This window comes from Saccharopolyspora rectivirgula DSM 43747 (assembly GCF_000497205.1).
GTDB classification, from domain to species: Bacteria; Actinomycetota; Actinomycetes; order Mycobacteriales; family Pseudonocardiaceae; genus Saccharopolyspora; species Saccharopolyspora rectivirgula.
This window is the reverse complement of sequence record NZ_AYJW01000026.1, coordinates 25043-45731: the sequence shown is the minus strand read 5'-3', so window position 1 is coordinate 45731 and position 20689 is coordinate 25043. Positions and strand designations below refer to the sequence as shown.

Genomic DNA, 20689 nt, shown 5'->3' with positions numbered 1-20689 from the left:
TCAGGAATTGACCAGGTCCCGGGAGAGCGCGGTCAACCTGCTGACGGCCCGCAGGTACTTCTTGCGGTAACCGCCATGCAGCATCTCTTCGGTGAACAGCTCGGACAGCGGCTGGCCCGACACCCGGACCGGGATCGCCCGGTCGTAGAGCCGGTCGGCCAGCGCCACCAGCCGCAGCGCCACGTCCTGGTCGGGCGCGGCGTGCACACCGCGCAAGTACACGGCGCTGACCCCTTCGATCAACCGCCCGTACCGGGACGGGTGCACAGTGGCCAGGTAGTCGCAGAGCTCCCCGAAGTCGTCGAGCGTGGCCCCCTCCGCCGACTCCGCCTCCTGCAGCAGCTCGTCGTCGCTCATCGGCGGAGGCGCTTCGGGGAGTCCGCGGTGGCGGTAGTCCGGGCCGTCCACCCGAACGACTTGGAACCGGGAGGCCATGGCGTGGATCTCCCGGAGGAAGTCGACCGCGGCGAACCGGCCCTCGCCGAGCTTGTCGGGCAGCGTGTTCGACGTCGCCGCGATCCGCACGCCCGCGTCGGTGAGCTTGGCGATCAGCTGGGTGACCAACATGGTGTCGCCCGGATCGTCCAGTTCGAATTCGTCGATCGCCAGCAACCGGTGCTCGGACAGCCGGCGAACCGTTTCGGCGAACCCGAGCGCGCCCACCAGGTTGGTCAGCTCCACGAAGGTGCCGTAGGACTTGGGCCCGGGGGCGGCGTGCCACATCGAGGCCAACAGGTGCGTCTTGCCCACGCCGAAACCACCGTCGAGGTAGAGCCCCGCGTGGTCATCGGCCGTCTTCTTGCGGCCGAACAGGCTGCGCAGCCACGAGCCGCCGCCGTTCGCCCCGATCCGCGCGGTGAACTCCCGGCAGGCCTGCACCGCTTCCGCCTGGCTCGGCTCCTCCGGGTTGGGGATGTAGGTGTCGAACCGGACCGAGTCGAAGCGCGGGGGTGGTGTCATCGCCTGGACAAGCTCGTCCGGCGTGATCTCAGGACGACGATCAACCAGGCGTGGCAAGCTCATAGCAGAACTCTATAACTGTCACCCGCTGGTGACGGCCGGGTGCGGACGTGCTTCTTCTCACCCGAGCGGCGACCCGTTGGTGTTGTCCACCTCACTCGTGGTGGGATACGGGCGTGGACAAGTTGTGGCCCCAGCAGCACCCCACCGCGGTGGAAAGCGAACTGGAGGAGTTCTACGCCTACCCCGCCGAGCTCGACCGCCCGTGGGTGCGGGTCAACTTCGTGTCGAGCCTGGACGGGGCGGTCACCCTGCACGGCACGTCCCGGGGCTTGTCGTCCCCCGAGGACCAGAAGGTCCTCGCCCTGATCCGGGACCTCTCCGACGTGGTGCTGGTGGGGGCTGGAACGGCCCTGGCGGAGGGCTACCACGGCGTGAAGCGCACCGAAGTCCGCGCGAACCGGCGGCAGCGACTGGGGCTCGCGGAAGTGCCACCGATCGCGGTGGTGACCGCCAAGGCCTCGATACCGGCTGATTCCCCGCTGCTGACCGACACCGTCGTCCCGCCGATCGTGCTCACCTGCGCAGCAGCGGCCCCGGAGCGGGTCGACGCGCTGCGCGAAGCCGGTGCCGACGTGGTCGTCGCCGGTGAGGAGCAGGTGGACCTCCGGGCTGGGCTGGCCGCCCTGCACGAGCGGGGGCTGCGCCGGATCGGTTGCGAAGGCGGGCCGAAGCTGTTCGGCAGCCTCATCGAGGAAGACCTCGTCGACGAGCTCTGCTTGACGCTCTCCCCCCTGCTGACCAACGGGGACGCCAGCCGAATCGCCTCCGGGAGCGGGGCCGAGCTGCAGTTGCGGATGCAGCTGCGCGCCGCGCTGCACGCGGACTCCATGCTGCTGCTGCGGTACGAGCGGCAGCGCTGACCCGGTCCGGTAGCACCCACCTCCTCTCCGGCACCCGACAGCGGCACTCCCGTCCTGCTGTCGACGTTCGCCAACGGGCGGAAAAGGCCGCCCGCCCACATAATTAAGTGGTGCCGCTCACGCGCCATCAGTCCGTACTGCCAGCTGGACGAGCTGCCCCGGGCTGATTTGGAGAGGAGCTGTCGATGACGCAGAGCAGTGGGAAGCAAGCCAGCCAGTCGACCGAGTCCGCCCGGATCCCGGAAAGCCGCAGCGCGACCGGCCCGGAACGGCTCGCCGATGAGACCAACCAGGGCAAGACCACGATCGCCTCTTCGGTGGTGCAGAAGATCGCGGGAGTCGCAGCACGGGAGATCTCCGGCGTGCACACCCTCGGCGGAGGGGCCTCCCGGGCGTTCGGGGCGATCCGGGAGCGGATCCCGGGAAGCACCAGTGGAACTTCGTCCACCGCCGGTGTGCAGGTGGAGGGCGGTGAACGACAGGCCGCAGTGGACTTGGACCTGGTCACCGAATACGGAGCTTCCATCGTGGACTTGGCCCGAGCAGTCCGGCGCAACGTGATCAACTCGGTGGAACAGATGACGGGTTTGGAAGTCACCGAGGTCAACATCTCGGTCAACGACATCCACTTGCCTTCTGACGACACCGAATCGGAGGAGACCAGCTCCCGAGTGGAGTGAGGCAGGCTCATCCCCGGAGGGACCGTGGACACCACACCAAGCACCCCCTCCGTCGCGGAGCTGGCGGAGCAGGTGAGCCAACTCGTCCAGGACCACCCGTCAGTGGTGAAACTGCACGGTGGGGAGTTCGGTGAGATCGCGACTTACCTGCCTGGCCGGCGCATCACCGGGGTGCGGATCTCCGATGACGGCAGAACGGAGATCTCCGTCGTGCTCCGGCTCGATCGACCTCTGTCCACCGTGGTCTCAGAACTGCGCTCGACGATCGCAGCGCGCACCGGAGGCCCGGTGGACATCACGGTGGCCGATGTGGCCGAGCACGAAGAACCGACCAGCAGCGCGTAGCGGGACGTTCCGGTCCGGCGGCACGAGGAGCTCACCCGGACCGGCACCTCGCGGAGGCATCCGCTCCCGATCCCGCTGAGCTGCGGACGCAGCACCCGGCAACCGGACCGGCCGCTGCGGACTCGCTGGCGGTCCACCGCCGCAGAACCCTCGACCAAGACGGCGATCTCCTTCGCCGCCGGTACGCGACTATCCGGAGGAGGAACACTGATGAACGCAACGCAGACCGGCCTGCTGACAGGCCTGATCCTCGGTGCTGTCGCGGCGGTGGCCGGCTTCACCGGCTTCCTCATCGCGCTGGTCGTCGGCCTGATCGGTTTACTGGTCGGCCGGGTGCTGGACGGGCAACTGGAATGGGGTGACCTGGTGGGGAGGAGCCGCGGACGATGACGGCCACCGGGCAGTACGCGGTTCCCGACCAACGTGCCGCAGCGGACGAGGCCCACGAGGACCGCGGACGACTGCACATCGACCAATCGGTGCTGCGCAAGATCGTCGAACACGCGGCGGACCAGGAACCGTCCTGCGTCCGGGTGCGCCGCAGCGTGGCCGGCCTGGGCGCGGGCGACCACGGTGCGCGGGCCCGCATCTCCGGCCCGGAGCGCGCTCTCTCGGTGCGGTTGGACGTCGCCCTGCGCTATCCCGTCGACATCGCCGAAGCCGCTGAGCACATCCGCTCCCGGGTGCGCTCGGAACTCCTGCGGATCACCGGCTACCGCGCCGAGAACATCGAAATCACCGTTTCCAGGTTGGTTTCCGCCCCCAGTCCACCACGGGCGAGGTGAGACATGCAGCTAGCGACGAGGCTCATCGCGGTCCTGTTCGCCCTGGCGCTAGCAGCGCTGGGCGCCCTGCTAGCGGTGGAGGCCTTCTGGGCCCTGGTCCAGACCGCGACCGACGGTCTGCTGGTCCCCTGGCGGGGGATCCAGAACACCCTGAACTCGGTGACTTGGCAGGATCCCGCGGTGCGCTCGGTTTCCCTGGGCGTCGCGATCGTGGGCCTGCTGCTGCTCGCACTGGCGCTCACCGCCCGGAGCAGGGACGTCCGGCTGCACGACCCGGCCCCCGAGGTCACCGTGGTGACCGATTCGCAGTCCTTGGCCCGGTTGGTGGAGCACCACGTCCAGGACCAGGACGGCGTGACCGGTGCCCGGGTCCGCGCCAAGGGGAGGCGAGTGCAGGTGAAGGCGGCCGCCCAGTTCAACGTCACCGAAGAACTGCGGAACCGCGTCGTCCAGGCGGCCAGGCAGGCGGTGCAGCACCTGCCGCTGCGCACCGCCCCGCGGGTTTCCGTTTCGGTGCAGAGCAGGGGGCGACGGTGAGCCAGTCAACCGCTGAGATCCGCCCCAGTTCCACGCCGGCGGCCCGCAGCATCGGGTTGGAGCGCAGCGCGGTGGTGCTGCTGGGGCTGCTCGCCCTCCTCCTCGGCGCGGGCGCTTTCGTGGTCGGTTACGGCTGGCTCGGAGAATTCCGAGCGCAACGCCCCGTCGTGGACCCGCTCGTGGTGCAGTGGTTCGGGCAGTACTCGCAGATCGCCACGCCGGTGGGGATCGTGCTCGGCGTGGCGCTGGTGGGGCTCGGGTTGTGGGCGCTCGCGGTCATGCTGCGCCCCGAGCCTCGACCGGACATCAGGCTGGAGCGGGAACGCGGCCGCCACCTGACCGTCAGCGGGAGAGCTCTTGCCGATGTGGTGCGCGAGGACGCCGAGAAAGTCACCGGGGTCGTCCGAGCCCGGGCGCGGATGTCGGGCAGCGCGCGAAAGCCCGCCCTCCGGCTGGCGCTGTCCTTGCGGGAAGGGACCGACGTGCGGCAGGTGTGGGACGAGCTCGACACCCGAGTGCTCTCCCGAGCCCGCCACGCGCTGGGGGTGGAAACGCTGCCGACGGCCATCCGGCTGCGGCTGGACCGGGCGCCCCGGCAACGAGCCCGCTAGCTCCCGTCCGGGCGAACTGGGCGGGCATCTCCAGCGACTGCCGCGCTACCGCTCCGCGGAGCGGCGGGTCCGTTCGAGACGCGGTAGTGGTACTCGCACACCTCGCTGAACCCCATCCGCTCGTAGAGCCGGACCGCGGCGGCGTTGTCCCGTTCCACCTGCAGGTACAGCTGGTCCGCCGCGTGCGCCACCGCCCAGTCGGCCAGGGCGGCCAGCACAGCGCGGGCGGCTCCCCTGCCACGGGCCCGGGGAAGCGTCGCCATGCCGAAAATTCCCGCCCACCCGGCGTCGACGACCGCGCGCCCCACCGCCACGACCTCCTCCTCGAGGACCGCGCTGGCGTAGGTGCACGGCAGCGCTATCCGGTCGAGCAGTTCTTCCTCGGCGCGGACATCGCCGTGCTGCCCCTGCACAGCACCCCAGGCCTGCAGCCAAGCCCGATCCGGCCGGTCGCGCAGGTGCACGCGCGGGGAACGGGCCGGAGCCCGCGCGCTGACCTGCTCAGCCTCGGCCACCTGCAAGGACAGCGAACCGCACCGGAGGTATCCGCGTTCCGCCAGTCGCGCATCGAGCTGCTGCGGGCACACCGGCGGAGTGATCTGGAACCGGGTGACCGCACCGCGCGCGGCGTAGAACTCCTCCGCCGCGGCGATCCTGCGCTCCAGCTCGTCCGGCCGGGCATCGCCGTGCGGCAGCACCGTGCTCACCCACCAGGAACATCCGGGCGCGTACCTGAGCCACCAGCCGCCCACCTCCTCGACCTGGCGAGCGGGCATCCCCCGGGCAGCTCTCTCCTGCAGTTCCCGCACCAATTCCGGACCGTTCGCGGATCGCGGCACCGGCTCACTCCTCACTGCAAGCGTCGAACGAAATCGATCTTCTCGAACCGAACCAGCACCGGGATTCTCCCGGTAGCCTCGGAGCGCGTGGAAGCACGACGAATCGCGATAATCGGCTCGGGAGCGATCGGCGGGGTGCTCGCTGCGGCTGCAGCTGACGCCGGACACGACGTGACGCTGTGCGTGCGGACGCCGTTCGAACGGCTGCTGCTGGAGAACGACGGAGAATCCCGGGAAGTCCCGGTCACCCTGGCCACCGAACCCGGTGTGCTGGGCGAGGTCGACTGGATCCTGCTGACCACCAAGGTGCAGGACGTTCCCAGCACCGCGCCGTGGCTGGAGAAGCTGGCCACCGAGAGCACTCCCCTGGTCGTCGTCCAGAACGGTGTCGAGCACCGCGAATCGGTCGCCGCGATGGGCCTTCCCGCACCGGTGCTCCCCGCGCTGATCTACGTCGCCGCGGAGCGCGTGGCGCCCGGACGGATCGTCTGCCGCTCCCGTTCGAAGCTGGTGACCGAGGACAACGAGTTGGGCGCCCGGTTCCGGGCCCTGCTCGGCACCACCTCCGCCAACATCTCGCTGACCACGGACTTCCGCACCGAAGCGTGGCGGAAGATGCTGGTCAACCTGGCGGCCAACCCGATCACCGCGCTCACCCTGCGCCGGCTGGACGTGCTCCGGGAGCCGGACATCTTGGAACTGTCCAAGAAGGTGCTCGCCGAAGCGATCGCCGTGGCCCAGGCCGAAGGTGCCCAGCTCACCCAGGCCGACGCGGACCGGCTCATCGACAACTACTCGCGGATGTTCCCCACCGACAACGGCACGTCGATGCTCTACGACCGATTGGCCGGTTTGCCCACCGAGCACGAGCACATCACCGGCCCGCTGGTCCGGGCAGCCCGCGAGCACGGCATCCCGGTCCCGCACAACGAGACCTTGCTGGCGCTGATGCGCGCGCTGCGGCCGATGCGGCTGCCCCGGGTCTGAGCGCGCACCGCGCGTTCGGCGGTTCGACCCGCTCGACCGGGTTCACCCCCCGGTGGAAGTCCGGGTCGAACCGACCGAGGCCACGACGACGCAGCCGACGGCCAGCCACTGCGCGAGCCCCAACATCTCCCCCAGCACCACCAGTCCGGCCAGTGCTGCGATCGCGGGTTCGAGGCTCATCAGCACCCCGAAGACACGCGGGGGTATCCGCCGGAGCGCCTCCAGCTCCAGCGAGTACGGGATCACCGAGGACATCAGGGCCACCACCAGCCCGGCCGCGAGCACTTTCGGGTCGAGCAGCGCAGGTCCCGCCTCGACGACACCGAACGGGGCCGCCACCGCCGTGCCCACCGCCATCGCCAGCGCCAGCCCGCTTCCACCGCTGGTCTGGCTGCCGAGCCGGGCCCCGAGCAGGATGTAGCCGGCCCACAGCAGCGCGGCGGTCAGCGCGAACGCGACTCCGGTCCAGTTCAAGCCGCCCTCGGCTCGGGACAGCAGGAACACCCCGGCCCCGGCGAGCAGCGCCCACAGCACGTCGAGCTTGCGCCGGGAACCGAACAACGCCACGGCGAGCGGCCCGAGGAATTCGATGGTCACCGCAACACCCAGCGGGATGTGCTCGAAAGCCCGGTAGATGCACATGTTCATGCCCGCGAGCACGATCCCGTAGCAGACCACCGTCACCCACGCCCGGCGCCCGAGGCGCACCGACGGCCGCCACACCACCAGCAGGATCAGGGCCGCGAACACCAGCCGCAGGGTCACCACGCCCGCTGGGCCGGCGATGCTGAACATCTCCTTGGCGAAAGCCGCCCCCACCTGCAGGCTGATCGACCCCAGCAGGACCAGCACCGGCGGTGGCACGGCCCCGGCGACTCGAGCTGTGTTCCGCCGGAAAACCGGCCAAGCGGAATGCCCTGCTGTCGATCCTCCACCAGCCTGCTCTACCAGCACTCCCACTCCTGTTCCACGTCTGCGGTGCCGCTGGAACGCTACCGCGCGGCCCAGCGGGGTTCGTGCCGCGCAGCCCCTCACCGGGGTCTAACACCGATCATGGGATGCTGACGACCACGCAGTGATGACCACGCCAGCCACGCCGAGGAGTAGCCGTGCCGCGAATCGCCCATCGCGTCGGGGCCGCTCTGCTGTCCCTGGTGCTGCTCGGGGCAGCGGCCTGTTCCGCTGGCCCGTCCCAGCGTCCGCCCGTCGCCTACCACGATTCCGGGCGGCAGAACCCCCCGGCACCGCAGTCCGAACCGGAGCCGGTCCCCGATCTGGGACCCCCCGCGGAGGACCTGCTGGGCTGGGAGGACTGCACCGAGCAGACCCGCCGGGAGCTGGGTGATCTGCCGGCCGGCATGACGTTCTCCTGCGCGCAGCTGCTGAGCAGTCTCGACACCCCTGAAGACCCCCTCCAGGGAACGGTCAGCAACGCGTTGATCAAGACCGGCAACGGAGAGGTCCCGCTGGTGGTGCTGGGCGACATCACCGGTGAACCGGGAACGACGTTCGCGGCCAGGATGGCGACCCAGCTCCCGCCAGAGGTCCTGGACACGTTCATGATCATCGGGATGGACCGGCGGGGCACCGGCGAGTCCGATCCGGTCAACTGCGTTCCCCAGCTGGAGCGGGAGACGATCACGGGGTTCGATCCACGGGCCACCGAGCGAGCAGCGCTGGACCAGCTCCTCGGCTCGGTGCGCAAGGCCAGCCAGGAATGCCTGCTCACCCTCGACGAGCGGCTCACCGCCTACGACACCTGGCGCACCGCCACCGATCTCGAAGAGCTCCGCATGGAGCTGGGGGTTCCCCGGTTGCACGCGCTGGCCCGCGGAGAAGCTTCCCGGGTGTTGACCACCTACGCGGAGCGCTTCCCGGACAAGGTGGGGCGGATGGTGCTCGACGGCGGCCTCGACCCCACCCGGGACGCCCTCGGGCACGCGGAGATGCAGGCGCAGAGCGCCGAACAGGCCTTCGACGTCTACGCCGAGGACTGCGTTCGGAGGAATTGCCCGCTGGGTCCGGATCCGCGAGGGGCGGTGAGCGATCTGATCGAGCGCGTCCGGAGCGCCCCACTGCCGGCCGCGGGGACCCAGGTGCAGGCCGGGCACGTCGTGCGGGCCGTGCTGGCCGGTCTGCGGGATCGGAACAGCTGGCCGGCGCTGACCGAGGCCCTCAGCGCTGCGCGGCACGGCGACGGCACCGGCGTGGCCGAGTTGATCGCGCCCGAGGTGAACCAGCGCGGAGTGAACCCGCCGCTGTTCGACGGTGATCTGGTGACCAGCTGCAACGACACGACGCTGCGGGTTCCGCCGCAGCGGCTGACCGAGATCGCTGGGGACTGGGTCAACCGATTCCCCGTTTTCGGGGGGTTGGCCGTGCAGCGGCTGACCTGGTGCTCGCTGTGGCCGGTGCCGCAGCAGCCGTTGCCGGAGTTGCGCCAGAACGGCGTGCCACCGATTCCGGTGATCACCACCGCCAACGATCCGCTCATCCCCGCGCTGGGGAGCGACCACCTGGCCGCGCAACTCCCCACCGGCGTTCTGCTGCGCTGGGAAGGCGCCGGGCACGGAGCCGTCGGGAGGTCCTCCTGCATCACCGCTGCGGTGAGCCGCTTCCTGGTCTCGGCGGCGGTGCCCACGGAGAACATGGTCTGCCCAGGATGATCCCACAACACCCTGGGCAGACTGTCAGTGCTTATCGCTCAGCTGCTCGCCGCTCAGCTGCAGGAGGAGCAGCAGCCACAGGCAGGCCCGGTGCAGCTACCGCAGCAGCTGCAGCCACCCTTGGCCTGAGGAGCCTGCGTTCCGAACATCATCGCCTCCCGATTCGAGACTGAATGTTGGCGCTTGAGATAGTGCTCCTCTTGGCACACCGGAAGTACCGCCACATGAGCGAAGCCACTATCGCAATGATCACAAAGTTCGGTGCTGTGCGCTCTGACCTGCTGTTTCGCGAAGGCCGAGATGTGCGCGCCGGAGGCGCCCGAACACCGGCAGCTCCTCCCGCACCCGCCCGCTCGAAGGCCTCGGGCACCGGAGCGGGTGATGGGCGGTCACGACGAGCGGGCACGACCGCCGGCACCGCGCTTCTCCGCGCCCTGACTTCCCGGGAACAAGCGCTACGGTGAGCAGATGGAGCGCAGGAGCGATGGCCCGGACGACGGGCGGTTCGACCCCGTGTTGGAGGGCCTGGACCCCAGCGACCCGGAGGTCCAGGCGTTCGCCGAACACCTGGACCGGATGCAGCACCCGAACGCCGACGCCACGGTGGAAGGGACGCTGCGCGGCGTGGACGACTTCGCGCAGAGCATCAACCGGACCACCGGGCACCGGAGGACGGTGGCGGTCTTCGTGGTCGCCCTGATCCTGTTCGGGGTGATCTACACGGTGTGGAACGCCGTGCTCTTCATGCTCGGCGTGTTCTTCGGCTGATCCCGGTGCGCGGGAACCGCCCGCCTGCGACGTCCCCCCACCGCGCACTGCCTATTAGCGTGGAGTTATGGATCCAGTAGCCGGTACTACCCCCAAAATCACCAAGTCCGAGCAGGAGTGGCGGGAACAGCTCAGCCCGGCCGAGTACGCCGTCCTGCGCCAAGCGGCCACCGAACCACCGTGGTCCGGGGAATACGTCGACACCAAGAAGGTGGGCGTTTACGAATGCCGGGCCTGCGGAGCCGAACTGTTCCGCAGCGAAACGAAGTTCGAGTCGCACTGCGGCTGGCCGTCGTTCTACGACCCGGCCTGCTCCGACGCGGTGATCCTGCGCGAAGACCGCTCCCACGGCATGGTGCGCACCGAGGTGCTGTGCGCGTCCTGCCACTCGCACCTCGGGCACGTGTTCGAAGGCGAGGGGTTCCCCACCCCCACCGATCAGCGGTACTGCATCAACTCGATCGCGCTGCGGCTGGTCCCCACCGAGTGATCACCCGGTGAGACGCGCGCCGCATGGGCGTCCGCGAGCGGTTCGCGGACGTCCATGCGCAACACGTGGCGGCTTCAGGGCAGTCGCTGGACGAGATCGCCGACCTCGACCCGCGGCCCGGTGAAGAACGGGACCTCTTCCCGGACGTGCAGCCGGGCTTCGGTGGCCCGCAGGTGCCGCATCAGGTCGACGAGGCGCGTCAGCTCGTCGGCCTCGAACCCCAGCAGCCACTCGTAGTCGCCGAGCGCGAAAGCGGCCACCGTGTTGGCCCGGACGTCCGGGTAGTTGCGCGCCTTCTCGCCGTGGTCCCGCAGCATCTCGCGACGCTCGTCGTCGGGCAGCAGGTACCACTCGTAGGAGCGGACGAACGGGTAGACGCACAGGTACTTCCGCGGCTCTTCACCTGCCAGGAAGGCGGGGATGTGCGCCTTGTTGAACTCCGCCGGGCGGTGCACGCCGACGCTGCTCCACACCGGATCGGAAACCTGACCCAGCGGGGTCTCCCGGCGGAAACCGTTGTAGGCACGCTGCAACGACTCGAAGGCCTCGGCGTGCCACCAGATCATGAAGTCGGCGTCGGCCCGCATGCCGGAGACGTCGTAGGTGCCGCGCACCACGACACCGGAGTCGGCCAGCGCCCCCAGGTACTCCTCGGTCTGCTCGGCGACCTTCGCCCGGTCTTCGGGCAGTGCGCCCTGTTCGACCGAGAAGACCGACCACATGGTGTATCGAATGGTGTTGTTCAGCTCTTCAGCACTTTGCGCCGCCATGACCTCATGGTCCCACTTAACGCTTCTCAGCAGGCCAGCGGCCTGCTGTGATTGTGGTCGCCGCATCCACACCGGTCGTGACGCAAGCCGGCACGCCGACGCCGTGCAGCGCAGCTCCCGCCAAGGCCAGGCCGGGGACTTCGGCCACCGCGCTCTCCACCTCGGCGACCAGGTCGAGGTGACCGACACCGTACTGCGGCAGCCCGCCGCCCCAGCGGATCACCACGCTGTCGACCGGCTCGATCCGAGCGCCGGTCACTTCGGCCAAGTCCTGGCGCACTCGGCGCACCAGCTCGGAATCGTCCACTTGCAACTGCGCTGCTTCCCCGAACCTGCCCACCGAGCCGCGGACCAGGATTTCCCCGTTGTTCCCGCGCAGGTGCGGCCACTTGATGCTGGAGAAAGTGAACGCCTTCGCGGTGAACGGGTTTCCGTCCGAACGCCGCTCGCCTCGAGCGATCAGCACTCCGGTGGACTCCGGCAGCCGGGTGTCCGCGGGCAGCGCGAAACCGATGACCGCCATGGAGGCCAACTGCACCGCGGCGAGCTTCTCCGCCGCGACGGGAACCACGTCCGCCAGCAGTCGTCGAGCCGCCGGGGCCGGCACGGCCAGCACGACCGCGTCCACATCGAGCAGCTCAGGAGCCGGAGCTGGACCGATGGAAAGGCGCCACCCGGAACCGTTGCGGGCCAGTCCGGAAACCGTCTGGCCGAGCCGGATCTCCGCTTGCGCCAGCTCCCGCAGCCGGTCGATCAGCTGCTGGTAGCCGCCGCGGAAAGCCCCGAAGACGGGCGGTGCGGGCTTGCCCGGATCGGCCGCCGGCGGCAGCGCAGCCGCTGCAGCTCCGGTCACCGAGGTCGCTCCCCGGTCGAACGCCGCTGCCAACGCGGGCATCGTCGCGCGCATCCCCAGGTGGTCGGCGTCCCCGGCGTAGACCCCGCCGAGCAAGGGCTCGACGAGCCGGTCCACGACCTCGTCCCCGACCCGGGACCGGAGCAGTTCTCCCACGGAAATGTCCTCACCGCTCAGGTGGAGCGGCGGGAGCTGCTCCTCCGCGGCGACGGCCGCCGCACCCTCGGGGGACAAGACGTCCCCCACCGATTGCGCTGACTCGGGCACCCCCATCAGGGTGCGTTTCGGCACGGGGTGGCTGGCGCCTCCAGCGCGGATGCTGGCTCCCGCGGAGCTGGGGTGCACCACTTCTCCGGCGAGGCCGAGCTCTGCGATGAACTCCTGCATGTCTTGGCGGCGGGCCAGGAAGGCTTCGGCGCCGACGTCGTAGGGGCGCCCGGCCAGTTCGACGGTGCGCAGCTTGCCGCCGAGCCGGTCGCTCTGCTCGACGAGCACGATCTGCGCGGACCGGCCGAGCTCTCGACGCAACCGGTGCGCAGCGGCCAGTCCCGAGATCCCACCGCCAACCACGGCGATCTTGGGTGCTGTCATGAGTTGTGGACGAGTTCGACGATTCGGGTGAGCACATCCGGGTCGGTGGCCGGCAGCACACCGTGCCCGAGGTTGAAGATGTGACCTCCGGCTTGCTTGCCCTCCGCGAGGATCCGCTTCACTTCCCGTTCGACCACCGGCCAGCCCGCGAAGAGCGCCGCCGGGTCGAGGTTGCCCTGCACCACCGGGTACCCGCCGCTCGGGTCGGCTTCTCGCATGCGCTGCGCCGCGACGTCCAGCGGCACGCGCCAGTCCACTCCGACCACATCGGCCCCGGCCGACCGCATCGCCCCGAGCAGTTCCCCGGTGCCGACCCCGAAGTGGATCTTCGGGATGTCGGCCAGCTCGGCGATCTCCTGGAAGATCCGCTTCGAGTGCGGGAGGACGAACTCCTGGTAGTCCCGCAGCGACAGCGCCCCCACCCAGGAGTCGAACAGCTGGACCGCGTCCACCCCGGCGGTCACCTGCGCCCGCAAGAAGTTGAGCGTGGTGTCGGTGAGCTTCTCCAGCAGGGCGTGCCAGGTGTTCGGCTCCGAGTACATGAGCGCCTTGGTGTGCTCGTGGTTGCGGCTCGGACCGCCTTCCACCAGGTAGGAGGCCAGGGGGAAGGGGGCTCCGGCGAAGCCGATCAGCGGTGTCTGGCCGAGTTCCCGCAGCAGCAGGCCGATCGCTTCCGAGACCTGCGGAACTTGTTCCGGAACGAGGACCGGCAGCGCTGCCACGTCCGCAGCGGTGCGGAGCGGCTCGGCGACGACGGGGCCGGTGCCGGCCACGATCTCCAGCTCGACGCCGGAGGCGTACAGCGGGAGGACGATGTCGCTGAACAGGATCGCGGCGTCGACGTTGTGCCGCCGCACCGGCTGGGCGGTGATCTCGCAGACCAGGTCGGGCGTCAGGCACGCCTCCAGCATCGGAACGCCTTCCCGCGCTCTCCGGTATTCCGGCAGCGAACGACCCGCCTGGCGCATGAACCAGACCGGGGTGTGGCGCGGAGCACCGCCGCGGGCAGCGACCAGCAGAGGAGCGTCGAGGAGGTCCCGGCGAGCCGAGACCGAGGCGGAGTTGGTCATCGAGTCGTGCGTCCGTGAATCGTTCCGGCGGCCGTCCGGCTTCTGACCGAGCGGCCGAACTTGGGCTTGTCAATGCTCTTCCAGGGCAATCTTCGCATGCGGGCAAAAGTCGAGAGCGCCTGCGGGTCCGCGGTGCTCGGCGTGGCTCCGACAACGGAGGCGGTCTGCCACCTACAGTCGCCACCGTGACGGAGATGTCGGCGGCACCAGCGTTTTTCCAGCAGGCCGTGGCCAGCCTGACGTCCTCCCGGCCACGTCCGGAAATCGAGCTGCACGAGGTGCAGGCGCCGAAGCGGATCGCGCCGTGGGCGTACGCGTTGGCGGCCGAGGCGACCGGTCCCGCTGGCGAACTGGCCACCGCTCGTCTGGTGCTGCTGTACGACCCGGACAGCTACGAGGCGTGGAACGGCGTGCTGCGGCTGGTGGTCTACCTGCGCGCCAGCCTGGACGCCGAGGTGGCCGCCGATCCCCTGCTGCCGGCGGTGGGCTGGTCCTGGCTCACCGACGCCCTGGAGAGCTGCGGAACCACCTGCACCGCCCTGGGGGGCACCGTCACGTTGACCTCCTCCGCCCGGTTCGGGGAGATCTCCGGTCCACCACGGACGCACCACCTGGAGCTGCGCAGCTCCTGGACCCCCTCGGACGAGCACCTGGAGCCGCACGCGGCCGCGTTCTGCGAGCTGCTCGCCAGTGCGACCGGACTGCCGCCGGAGGGGGTTTCCGTGCTGAACCCCCGCGAGGGGGCCGCTCCGCGGCACGGCTAACCCGCCCAGCGGGTGTCCGGGGTGCCACTGATCCATCCTGAACTCACCCGTTCGGGGGTAATGCGGCACAAGATTTTGCATTCGCGAAGAGGCGCCCGCGGGCCGCTGCAACTCAGCGTGTTCGAACGCACCGGTTTTGGTTGCGTCGTTTAACCACGGTTTTCTCGTTGCGCACGGCGTCCCAAGATCACCTGAAGGCGCGGTGTGATCATGTACAGGTAACAACTCGATCGGAATCGATACCCGATTGATCGTCCCGCTGACCCGCTCGGGCGGTTACGCTGCCTCCGACGACACCACTTTCGGTCGATCAGTGGCGCGGCTGATTGGTCGAGAGTCCCGGTGCCGGTCGGGGGGCACGACCGACTCCAGGGAGGTAGTGACGTGGCTGCCGTCGGCTTAGGTCAGGCCGCTCGAACCACGCCTGCCGGCTCACTGCCGGCGAACATGGTCCCGCACCCGCGGGAAGAGCTGTTCACGGTGCTCGTGGTCGACGACCATCCGCTGCTGCGGGAGGCGATCGCCGCCCGCTTGCTGCAAATGGGCGCCGGCACGGTGCACGAGGCCGCATCCATGGCTGAAGCCAGAGCTCGAGCTCTGGCCACCGGCCCGTGCGACCTCGCAATCCTCGATCTCGGACTTCCGGACGGAACCGGGATCGAGCTGGTAACCGAACTGCGGAGCCAGGGCTGGCCGCGAATTGTGGTCCTCGCCTCGTCCGATGACCCCTACGCGGTGCGAGCCGCTTTCCAAGCAGGTGCCCAGGCGTACCTGCTGAAATCGGCCTCACCGATGGTGGTCACCGACGGAGTCCGCCGCGTCCTGGACGGCGGCGTGTACGCCGACCCGAGTGTGGCGCCCGTTCTCGCCGCGGGTACCCGCGTTCCGGGAACGGACAACACACCGCGGGAACTGTCCGGACGCGAAGTGGAAGTGCTCCAGCTGGTGGCGGACGGCCGATCCAACAAGGAGATCGGCGAAGCCCTCAACCTGTCCGCGCTCACGGTGAAGAGCCACCTGTCGCGGATCGGGCGCAAGCTGGGCACGGGTGACCGGGCGCAAATGGTCGCACTGGCCATGCGAGCCGGAGTGATCCGGTAAGCACAGCGAAGGGTGCCGGGCGGCCAACCTGACGAACTCTGGACAAGCGGTGACACGACTCGGCTCGAGACACGTAAGGTCTAGGAGTCGTGGATGCCGTAAGTCCCGGGTCCGTAGGGGCTGACCGCCCGGACCCAGTGCTGTTGACCGAACCCGCTGACGGCCTACCACCGGTCGTCGACACCCCGGAAGCCTTGGAGGCCGCTGCTGCCGCGCTGGCCGCGGGCACCGGCCCCGTCGCGGTGGACACCGAGCGGGCTTCGGGATACCGCTATTCCCAGCGCGCCTATCTGGTGCAATTGCGCCGAGCGGGTGCCGGCACGGTGCTGGTGGACCCGGTCGCGCTGGACGGCCAGGTCCAGCCGCTGGAGCAAGCCCTGGCCGACACCGAGTGGGTGCTGCACGCCGCCTCGCAGGACCTGCCGTGCTTGGCCGAGCTCAACCTGAGGCCTTCCCGCCTGTTCGACACCGAGCTGGCCGGGCGACTGGCCGGCTTCGAGCGGGTCTCCCTCGGCGCTCTGGTGGAGCGCATGCTCGGCTACCAGTTGGAGAAGGGGCACAGCGCTGCCGACTGGTCGCGCCGCCCGCTGCCGCGGGACTGGCTCGTCTACGCCGCACTGGACGTCGAACTGCTCATCCCGCTGCGCGCGGCCATGGAGCAGGAGCTGCAGCAGCAGGGCAAGCTCGAGTGGGCGCTGGAGGAGTTCGAGGCCGTCCGCACCGCCGAACCGCCGCCGCCCAAGGCCGAGCCGTGGCGGCGCACCTCCGGCATCCACCGGGTGCGCCACCCCCGCCAGCTCGCCCTGGTGCGCGCCTTGTGGGAGGCCCGGGACGCCATCGCCCGGGAGCGGGACCTCGCACCGGGGCGAGTCCTGCCGGATTCGGCGATCGTGCAGGCCGCTCAGGAGAACCCCAAGACCGAAGCCGAACTGGTGGCGTTGCCGGTCTTCCGCGGACGACAGCAGCGCCGTCGAGCAGGGATCTGGATGAAGGCGTTGCGCGCTGCCCGGCGGTTGAAGCCGGAGGAGCTGCCGGCCCCGCCGTCCCCGGGGGACGGCCCTCCACCTCCGAACCGCTGGGCGGACCGGGATCCGGATGCCGCGGCCCGGTTGAGCGCGGCCCGCGCCGCTCTCAACGAGCTTTCCGAGCAGCACCGCGTGCCGGCGGAGAACATCCTGCTGCCCGACTTGCTCAAGCGCCTCTGCTGGTCCCCTCCGGAGGACCGGAGCGCCGAGTCGGTGGCCGAGGTGCTGCGGGAGAAGGGCGCCCGCGAGTGGCAGATCCGGCTCACCGCGGCACCGTTGAGCTCCGCCTTGCAGCGCACGTCCGCTGACCAGCGATGATCGGGGGTGGTCCGCCGCCGCGGAGGCGTCCCCACCACTCCACCGCGTCGGTGATTCAGGACACATCTCGGCCCATGTGGTTACCGGCGGGTAATAAGCGCTAGAGTGCGGTTACCGGCCGGTAGCGACGATCGTCCGCACATCGTCGACGGCCACCAGAACACAGTCCAAGCAAGGGCAGAATCCAACAAGCCAGTGAGGAGCACGCCGTGGCCGCACCTGCGTCGGCAGCCGCCGACAGCCGCAGTCGCCCAGCGGTTCGGGACGTGGTCTTCGTCGACGGCGTTCGCACGCCGTTCGGCAAGGCCGGCAAGATGTACGCCCAGACCCGAGCCGACGACCTGGTCGTCAAAGTCATCCGGGAACTGCTGCGGCGACACCCCGAACTCCCGCCAGAGCGCATCGACGAGGTGGCCATCGCCGCCACCACCCAGATCGGCGACCAAGGCCTGACCATCGGCCGCAGTGCCGCACTGCTGGCCGGCCTGCCCAAGTCCGTGCCCGGTTTCGCCATCGACCGGATGTGCGCGGGCGCGATGACGGCCGTCACCACCGTCTCCAGCGGCATTGCCTTCGGCGCCTACGACGTGGCGATCGCCGGCGGTGTCGAGCACATGGGCAACCACCCGATGGGTGAAGGGGTGGACCCGAACCCGCGGTTCATCTCCGACAAGCTCGTCGACCCGTCCGCGCTGGTGATGGGCTCGACCGCGGAGAACCTGCACGACCGCTACCCCAGCATCACCAAGGAGCGCACGGACGCCTACGCGGCGCTGAGCCAGCAGCGCTACGACGAGGCGTTCCGGGCCGGCAAGATCGCCCCCGACCTGGTTCCGGTCGCCACCCGCTCCGAAGAGGGCTGGGGCCTGGCCACCGCTGACGAGCCGCCGCGGCCGGGCACCACGGTCGAGGCGCTGGCCGACCTGAAGACCCCGTTCCGGCCCCACGGCCGGGTCACGCCGGGCAACGCCGCGGGCCTCAACGACGGTGCCACCGGCTGCCTGCTGGCCGACTCCGACACCGCCGCCGAGCTCGGCCTGCCGGTCGGCATGCGGATGGTGACCTACGCCTTCGCCGGCGTCGAGCCGGAAGTCATGGGCGTTGGCCCCGTCCCGGCGACCGAGAAGGCTCTGGAGCGCGCCGGGCTGACCATCGACGACATCGGCCTCTTCGAGATCAACGAGGCCTTCGCCGTCCAGGTGCTGGCGTTCCTGGAGCACTTCGGCATCGCCGACGACGACCCGCGGGTGAACCCGTGGGGCGGCGCCATCGCCTGCGGTCACCCGCTGGCGTCCTCCGGTGTCCGCCTGATGACCCAGCTCTCCCGGCACTTCGCCGAGCACCCCGAGGTGCGTTACGGCATCACCACCATGTGCATCGGGTTCGGCATGGGCGGCACGGTCATCTGGGAAAACCCGAACTACAACGCAGGAGGCGCGCAGTGACGACCGACTTCGCGGCGCTGTTCCCGGACGAAGTGGTGACCAAGGCGTTCACTCGCCTCATCGATGTGCCCGGTCTGTCCGGCAAACTGGCGTTGATCACCATCGACAACGGGCACGACCACACCCGGCCGTCCACCTTCGGGCCGGCGGGCCTGGTCAGCCTGAACTCCGCCCTCGACGAGGCGTTCGCCGCCGAGCCGGCCGCCATCGCGGTCACCGGCAAGCCGTTCGTCTTCGCCGCGGGCGCCGACCTGTCCGGCGTGAGCCGCATCAAGAGCCGGGACGAGGCGCACCAGATCGCCAAGACCGGTCACGACGTCTTCCGCCGGCTGACCGACTCCAAGATCCCGACCTTCGCGTTCGTCAACGGAGCCGCGCTCGGCGGTGGCCTCGAGCTGGCCCTGTCCTGCCACTACCGCACGGTTTCGAAGTCCGCCGGGATGATCGCCTTCCCGGAGTGCTTCCTGGGCCTGTTCCCCGGCTGGGGCGGCACCCAGCTGCTGCCGAACCTCATCGGCGCCGACGCGGCCGTCACCGTCATCATCGAGAACGCGCTGAGCCAGAACCGGATGCTCAACCCGGTGAAGGCCCACGAGCTCGGGATCTTCGACGAGCTGCTGGACAGCGCCGACTTCCTGGAGGAGTCGATCCGCTGGGCGGTCCGGGTGGTCAACGGTGAGCACACCGTGCAGCGCCCGGAGATCGACCGGGGCAAGGCCTGGGACGACGCGATCGCCCGCGCCAAGCAGATCGTGCAGGCCCGCACCCACGGTGCTTCGCCGGCGGTCAACAAGGCCGTCGAGCTGCTGGAGCTGGCTCGCAACAACGACCTCGACGCCGGCTACGCCGCCGAAACCGAGGCGCTGGCCGACGCCCTGGTCTCCGACGAGCTGCGAGCCGGCCTGTACTCCTTCGACCTCACCCAGAAGCGGGCCAAGCGCCCGGCCGGCGCCCCGGACAAGTCGCTGGCCCGGGACGTCAAGAAGGTCGGTGTGGTGGGCGCCGGTCTGATGGCCGGCCAGCTGGCCCTGCTGTTCGTGCGCCGCCTGAAGGTGCCGGTGGTGATCACCGACGTCTCCCAGGAGCGCGTCGACAAGGGCATCAGCTACATCCACGGCGAGATCGACAAGCTCGCCGGCAAGGGCCGCATCTCGCCGGACGAGACCAACCGCCTCAAGGCGCTGGTGACCGGCTCGCTGGACAAGGCCGCCTACGCCGACGCCGACTTCGTCATCGAGGCCGTCTTCGAGGAGATGTCGGTCAAGCAGCAGGTGTTCGCCGAGCTGGAGGAGCACGTCTCCCCGGAGGCGATCCTGGCGACCAACACCTCCTCGCTGTCGGTCACCGAAATGGCCTCGAAGCTGCAGCACCCGGAGCGGGTGGTCGGCTTCCACTTCTTCAACCCGGTCGCGGTGCTGCCGCTGCTGGAGATCGTGCGCGGGGAGAAGACCGACGACGCCGCGCTGGCCACCGCGTTCAAGGTCGGCAAGCAGCTCAAGAAGTCCTGCGTGCTGGTCAAGGACGCGCCGGCGTTCGTGGTCAACCGGCTGCTGACCCGCTTCATGGGCGAAGTCATCGCCGCGGTGGACGAAGGCACCCCGTTCGAGGACGCCGACAACGCCCTCGAGCCGCTGGGGCTGCCGATGAGCCCGCTGACGCTGCTGCAGCTCGTCGGCCCGGCGATCGCCCAGCACGTCAACGAGACCATGCACGCCGCCTACCCGGACCGCTTCGGTCTCAGCGAGAACATGAAGCGGTTCGTCGAGGCCGGCAAGACCGCGGTCTGGATCACCGACGAGTCCGGCAACCAGGTCGTCGACCCCGAGGTCGTCGACCTGTGGAAGCAGGGTGACAAGCCGTCCACCCGGGAGCAGGTCCGCGAGCGGGCGCTGAAGGCGCTGGCCGAAGAGATCCGGATCATGCTCGACGAGGGCGTGGTCGCCGAGCCGCAGGACATCGACCTGTGCATGCTGCTCGGCGCCGGCTGGCCGTTCTGGCTGGGTGGCATCACCCCGTACCTGGACCGCTCCGGTGTTTCCGAGCAGGTCAACGGCAAGCGCTTCCTGGAGCCGGGTGTGGCCTCCGTGCCCGCCTGATCACTCCTCCGCTAGGGGCGCAGCGGGGTCGGAGCGAACAGCTCCGGCCCCGTTCTTCATGCGCG

22 protein-coding genes are annotated in these 20689 nt (G+C 69.7%); 16 read left to right on the top strand and 6 right to left on the bottom strand.

Going from position 1 to position 20689, the window contains the following annotated elements:
* Entirely contained in the window at window positions 1-1023 is a 1023-nt protein-coding gene (gene zapE, locus SREC43747_RS0109470; RefSeq protein ID WP_029720971.1) for a cell division protein ZapE, read from the bottom strand.
* 113 nt (window positions 1024-1136) lie between these two features.
* Here zapE and SREC43747_RS0109465 point away from each other — a divergent pair, with 113 nt between their 5' ends.
* From SREC43747_RS0109465 to amaP, 7 genes are all read left to right on the top strand, one after another.
* Window positions 1137-1883 (top strand): pyrimidine reductase family protein, encoded by a 747-nt coding sequence (locus SREC43747_RS0109465; RefSeq protein WP_051387905.1) that lies wholly within the window; start codon window positions 1137-1139, stop codon window positions 1881-1883.
* Window positions 1884-2068: 185 nt separating this feature from the next.
* Window positions 2069-2563, top strand: a complete 495-nt coding sequence (locus SREC43747_RS0109460; protein WP_029720969.1) for an Asp23/Gls24 family envelope stress response protein — start codon at window positions 2069-2071, stop codon at window positions 2561-2563.
* A gap of 24 nt (window positions 2564-2587) precedes the next feature.
* The gene (locus SREC43747_RS0109455) at window positions 2588-2908 is read left to right on the top strand and encodes a hypothetical protein (protein WP_037331681.1); all 321 of its coding nucleotides are present in this window, start codon (window positions 2588-2590) and stop codon (window positions 2906-2908) included.
* 210 nt (window positions 2909-3118) lie between these two features.
* Window positions 3119-3298 carry a hypothetical protein gene (locus SREC43747_RS0109450; RefSeq protein ID WP_029720966.1) on the top strand — a complete coding sequence of 60 codons (180 nt, stop codon included), beginning with the start codon at window positions 3119-3121 and terminating at the stop codon, window positions 3296-3298.
* Window positions 3295-3693 (top strand): Asp23/Gls24 family envelope stress response protein, encoded by a 399-nt coding sequence (locus SREC43747_RS0109445; protein WP_037331680.1) that lies wholly within the window; start codon window positions 3295-3297, stop codon window positions 3691-3693. The genes SREC43747_RS0109450 and SREC43747_RS0109445 overlap by 4 nt, the downstream gene beginning before the upstream one ends.
* A 3-nt stretch (window positions 3694-3696) precedes the next feature.
* The gene (locus SREC43747_RS0109440; protein WP_029720964.1) at window positions 3697-4230 is read left to right on the top strand and encodes a DUF6286 domain-containing protein; all 534 of its coding nucleotides are present in this window, start codon (window positions 3697-3699) and stop codon (window positions 4228-4230) included.
* The gene (amaP, locus tag SREC43747_RS0109435) at window positions 4227-4841 is read left to right on the top strand and encodes an alkaline shock response membrane anchor protein AmaP (protein WP_081722503.1); all 615 of its coding nucleotides are present in this window, start codon (window positions 4227-4229) and stop codon (window positions 4839-4841) included. Before SREC43747_RS0109440 ends, amaP begins: the two co-directional genes overlap by 4 nt.
* On the opposite strand, the gene SREC43747_RS0109430 is transcribed toward amaP, so the two are convergent.
* The gene (locus SREC43747_RS0109430) at window positions 4838-5680 is read right to left on the bottom strand and encodes a GNAT family N-acetyltransferase (protein WP_236623107.1); all 843 of its coding nucleotides are present in this window, start codon (window positions 5678-5680) and stop codon (window positions 4838-4840) included. The genes amaP and SREC43747_RS0109430 overlap by 4 nt on opposite strands.
* A gap of 87 nt (window positions 5681-5767) precedes the next feature.
* Here SREC43747_RS0109430 and SREC43747_RS0109425 point away from each other — a divergent pair, with 87 nt between their 5' ends.
* Window positions 5768-6667 carry a 2-dehydropantoate 2-reductase gene (locus tag SREC43747_RS0109425; protein ID WP_029720961.1) on the top strand — a complete coding sequence of 300 codons (900 nt, stop codon included), beginning with the start codon at window positions 5768-5770 and terminating at the stop codon, window positions 6665-6667.
* Window positions 6668-6709: 42 nt separating this feature from the next.
* Here the strand turns inward: SREC43747_RS0109425 and SREC43747_RS0109420 are convergent, their stop codons facing one another.
* Window positions 6710-7621 (bottom strand): EamA family transporter, encoded by a 912-nt coding sequence (locus tag SREC43747_RS0109420; protein WP_408005185.1) that lies wholly within the window; start codon window positions 7619-7621, stop codon window positions 6710-6712.
* Between the two features lie 155 nt (window positions 7622-7776).
* Here SREC43747_RS0109420 and SREC43747_RS0109415 point away from each other — a divergent pair, with 155 nt between their 5' ends.
* The 3 genes from SREC43747_RS0109415 (at window position 7777) to msrB (ending at window position 10591) form a co-directional block, all read left to right on the top strand.
* Window positions 7777-9333, top strand: a complete 1557-nt coding sequence (locus SREC43747_RS0109415; protein WP_029720959.1) for an alpha/beta hydrolase — start codon at window positions 7777-7779, stop codon at window positions 9331-9333.
* A gap of 468 nt (window positions 9334-9801) precedes the next feature.
* Window positions 9802-10101 carry a hypothetical protein gene (locus SREC43747_RS0109405; RefSeq protein WP_029720958.1) on the top strand — a complete coding sequence of 100 codons (300 nt, stop codon included), beginning with the start codon at window positions 9802-9804 and terminating at the stop codon, window positions 10099-10101.
* A 67-nt stretch (window positions 10102-10168) separates the two neighbouring features.
* Entirely contained in the window at window positions 10169-10591 is a 423-nt protein-coding gene (msrB, locus tag SREC43747_RS0109400) for a peptide-methionine (R)-S-oxide reductase MsrB (RefSeq protein WP_029720957.1), read from the top strand.
* Window positions 10592-10665: 74 nt separating this feature from the next.
* Here msrB and hemQ read toward each other — a convergent pair whose 3' ends face one another.
* The 3 genes from hemQ to hemE are packed head-to-tail and all read right to left on the bottom strand — an operon-like array spanning window position 10666 to window position 13875.
* The gene (gene hemQ, locus SREC43747_RS0109395) at window positions 10666-11361 is read right to left on the bottom strand and encodes a hydrogen peroxide-dependent heme synthase (protein WP_029720956.1); all 696 of its coding nucleotides are present in this window, start codon (window positions 11359-11361) and stop codon (window positions 10666-10668) included.
* Between the two features lie 16 nt (window positions 11362-11377).
* Window positions 11378-12805, bottom strand: coding sequence for a protoporphyrinogen oxidase (hemG, locus tag SREC43747_RS0109390; protein ID WP_029720955.1), 1428 nt, complete (start codon window positions 12803-12805; stop codon window positions 11378-11380).
* Window positions 12802-13875, bottom strand: a complete 1074-nt coding sequence (hemE, locus tag SREC43747_RS0109385) for a uroporphyrinogen decarboxylase (RefSeq protein ID WP_029720954.1) — start codon at window positions 13873-13875, stop codon at window positions 12802-12804. The genes hemG and hemE overlap by 4 nt, the downstream gene beginning before the upstream one ends.
* Before the next feature lie 185 nt (window positions 13876-14060).
* Here hemE and SREC43747_RS0109380 point away from each other — a divergent pair, with 185 nt between their 5' ends.
* The 5 genes from SREC43747_RS0109380 (at window position 14061) to SREC43747_RS0109360 (ending at window position 20624) form a co-directional block, all read left to right on the top strand.
* Window positions 14061-14639: a DUF3000 domain-containing protein gene (locus SREC43747_RS0109380; protein WP_037331678.1), complete on the top strand. Its 579-nt coding sequence runs from the start codon at window positions 14061-14063 to the stop codon at window positions 14637-14639.
* 384 nt (window positions 14640-15023) lie between these two features.
* Entirely contained in the window at window positions 15024-15740 is a 717-nt protein-coding gene (locus SREC43747_RS19710; protein WP_037331677.1) for a response regulator, read from the top strand.
* A gap of 89 nt (window positions 15741-15829) precedes the next feature.
* Window positions 15830-17083, top strand: coding sequence for an HRDC domain-containing protein (locus SREC43747_RS0109370; protein ID WP_029720952.1), 1254 nt, complete (start codon window positions 15830-15832; stop codon window positions 17081-17083).
* Window positions 17084-17292: 209 nt separating this feature from the next.
* Window positions 17293-18528 (top strand): thiolase family protein, encoded by a 1236-nt coding sequence (locus tag SREC43747_RS0109365; RefSeq protein WP_029720951.1) that lies wholly within the window; start codon window positions 17293-17295, stop codon window positions 18526-18528.
* A complete protein-coding gene (locus tag SREC43747_RS0109360; RefSeq protein ID WP_029720950.1) occupies window positions 18525-20624 on the top strand; it encodes a 3-hydroxyacyl-CoA dehydrogenase NAD-binding domain-containing protein in 2100 nt (699 codons plus the stop codon). The genes SREC43747_RS0109365 and SREC43747_RS0109360 overlap by 4 nt, the downstream gene beginning before the upstream one ends.
* Window positions 20625-20689: the final 65 nt, after the last annotated feature.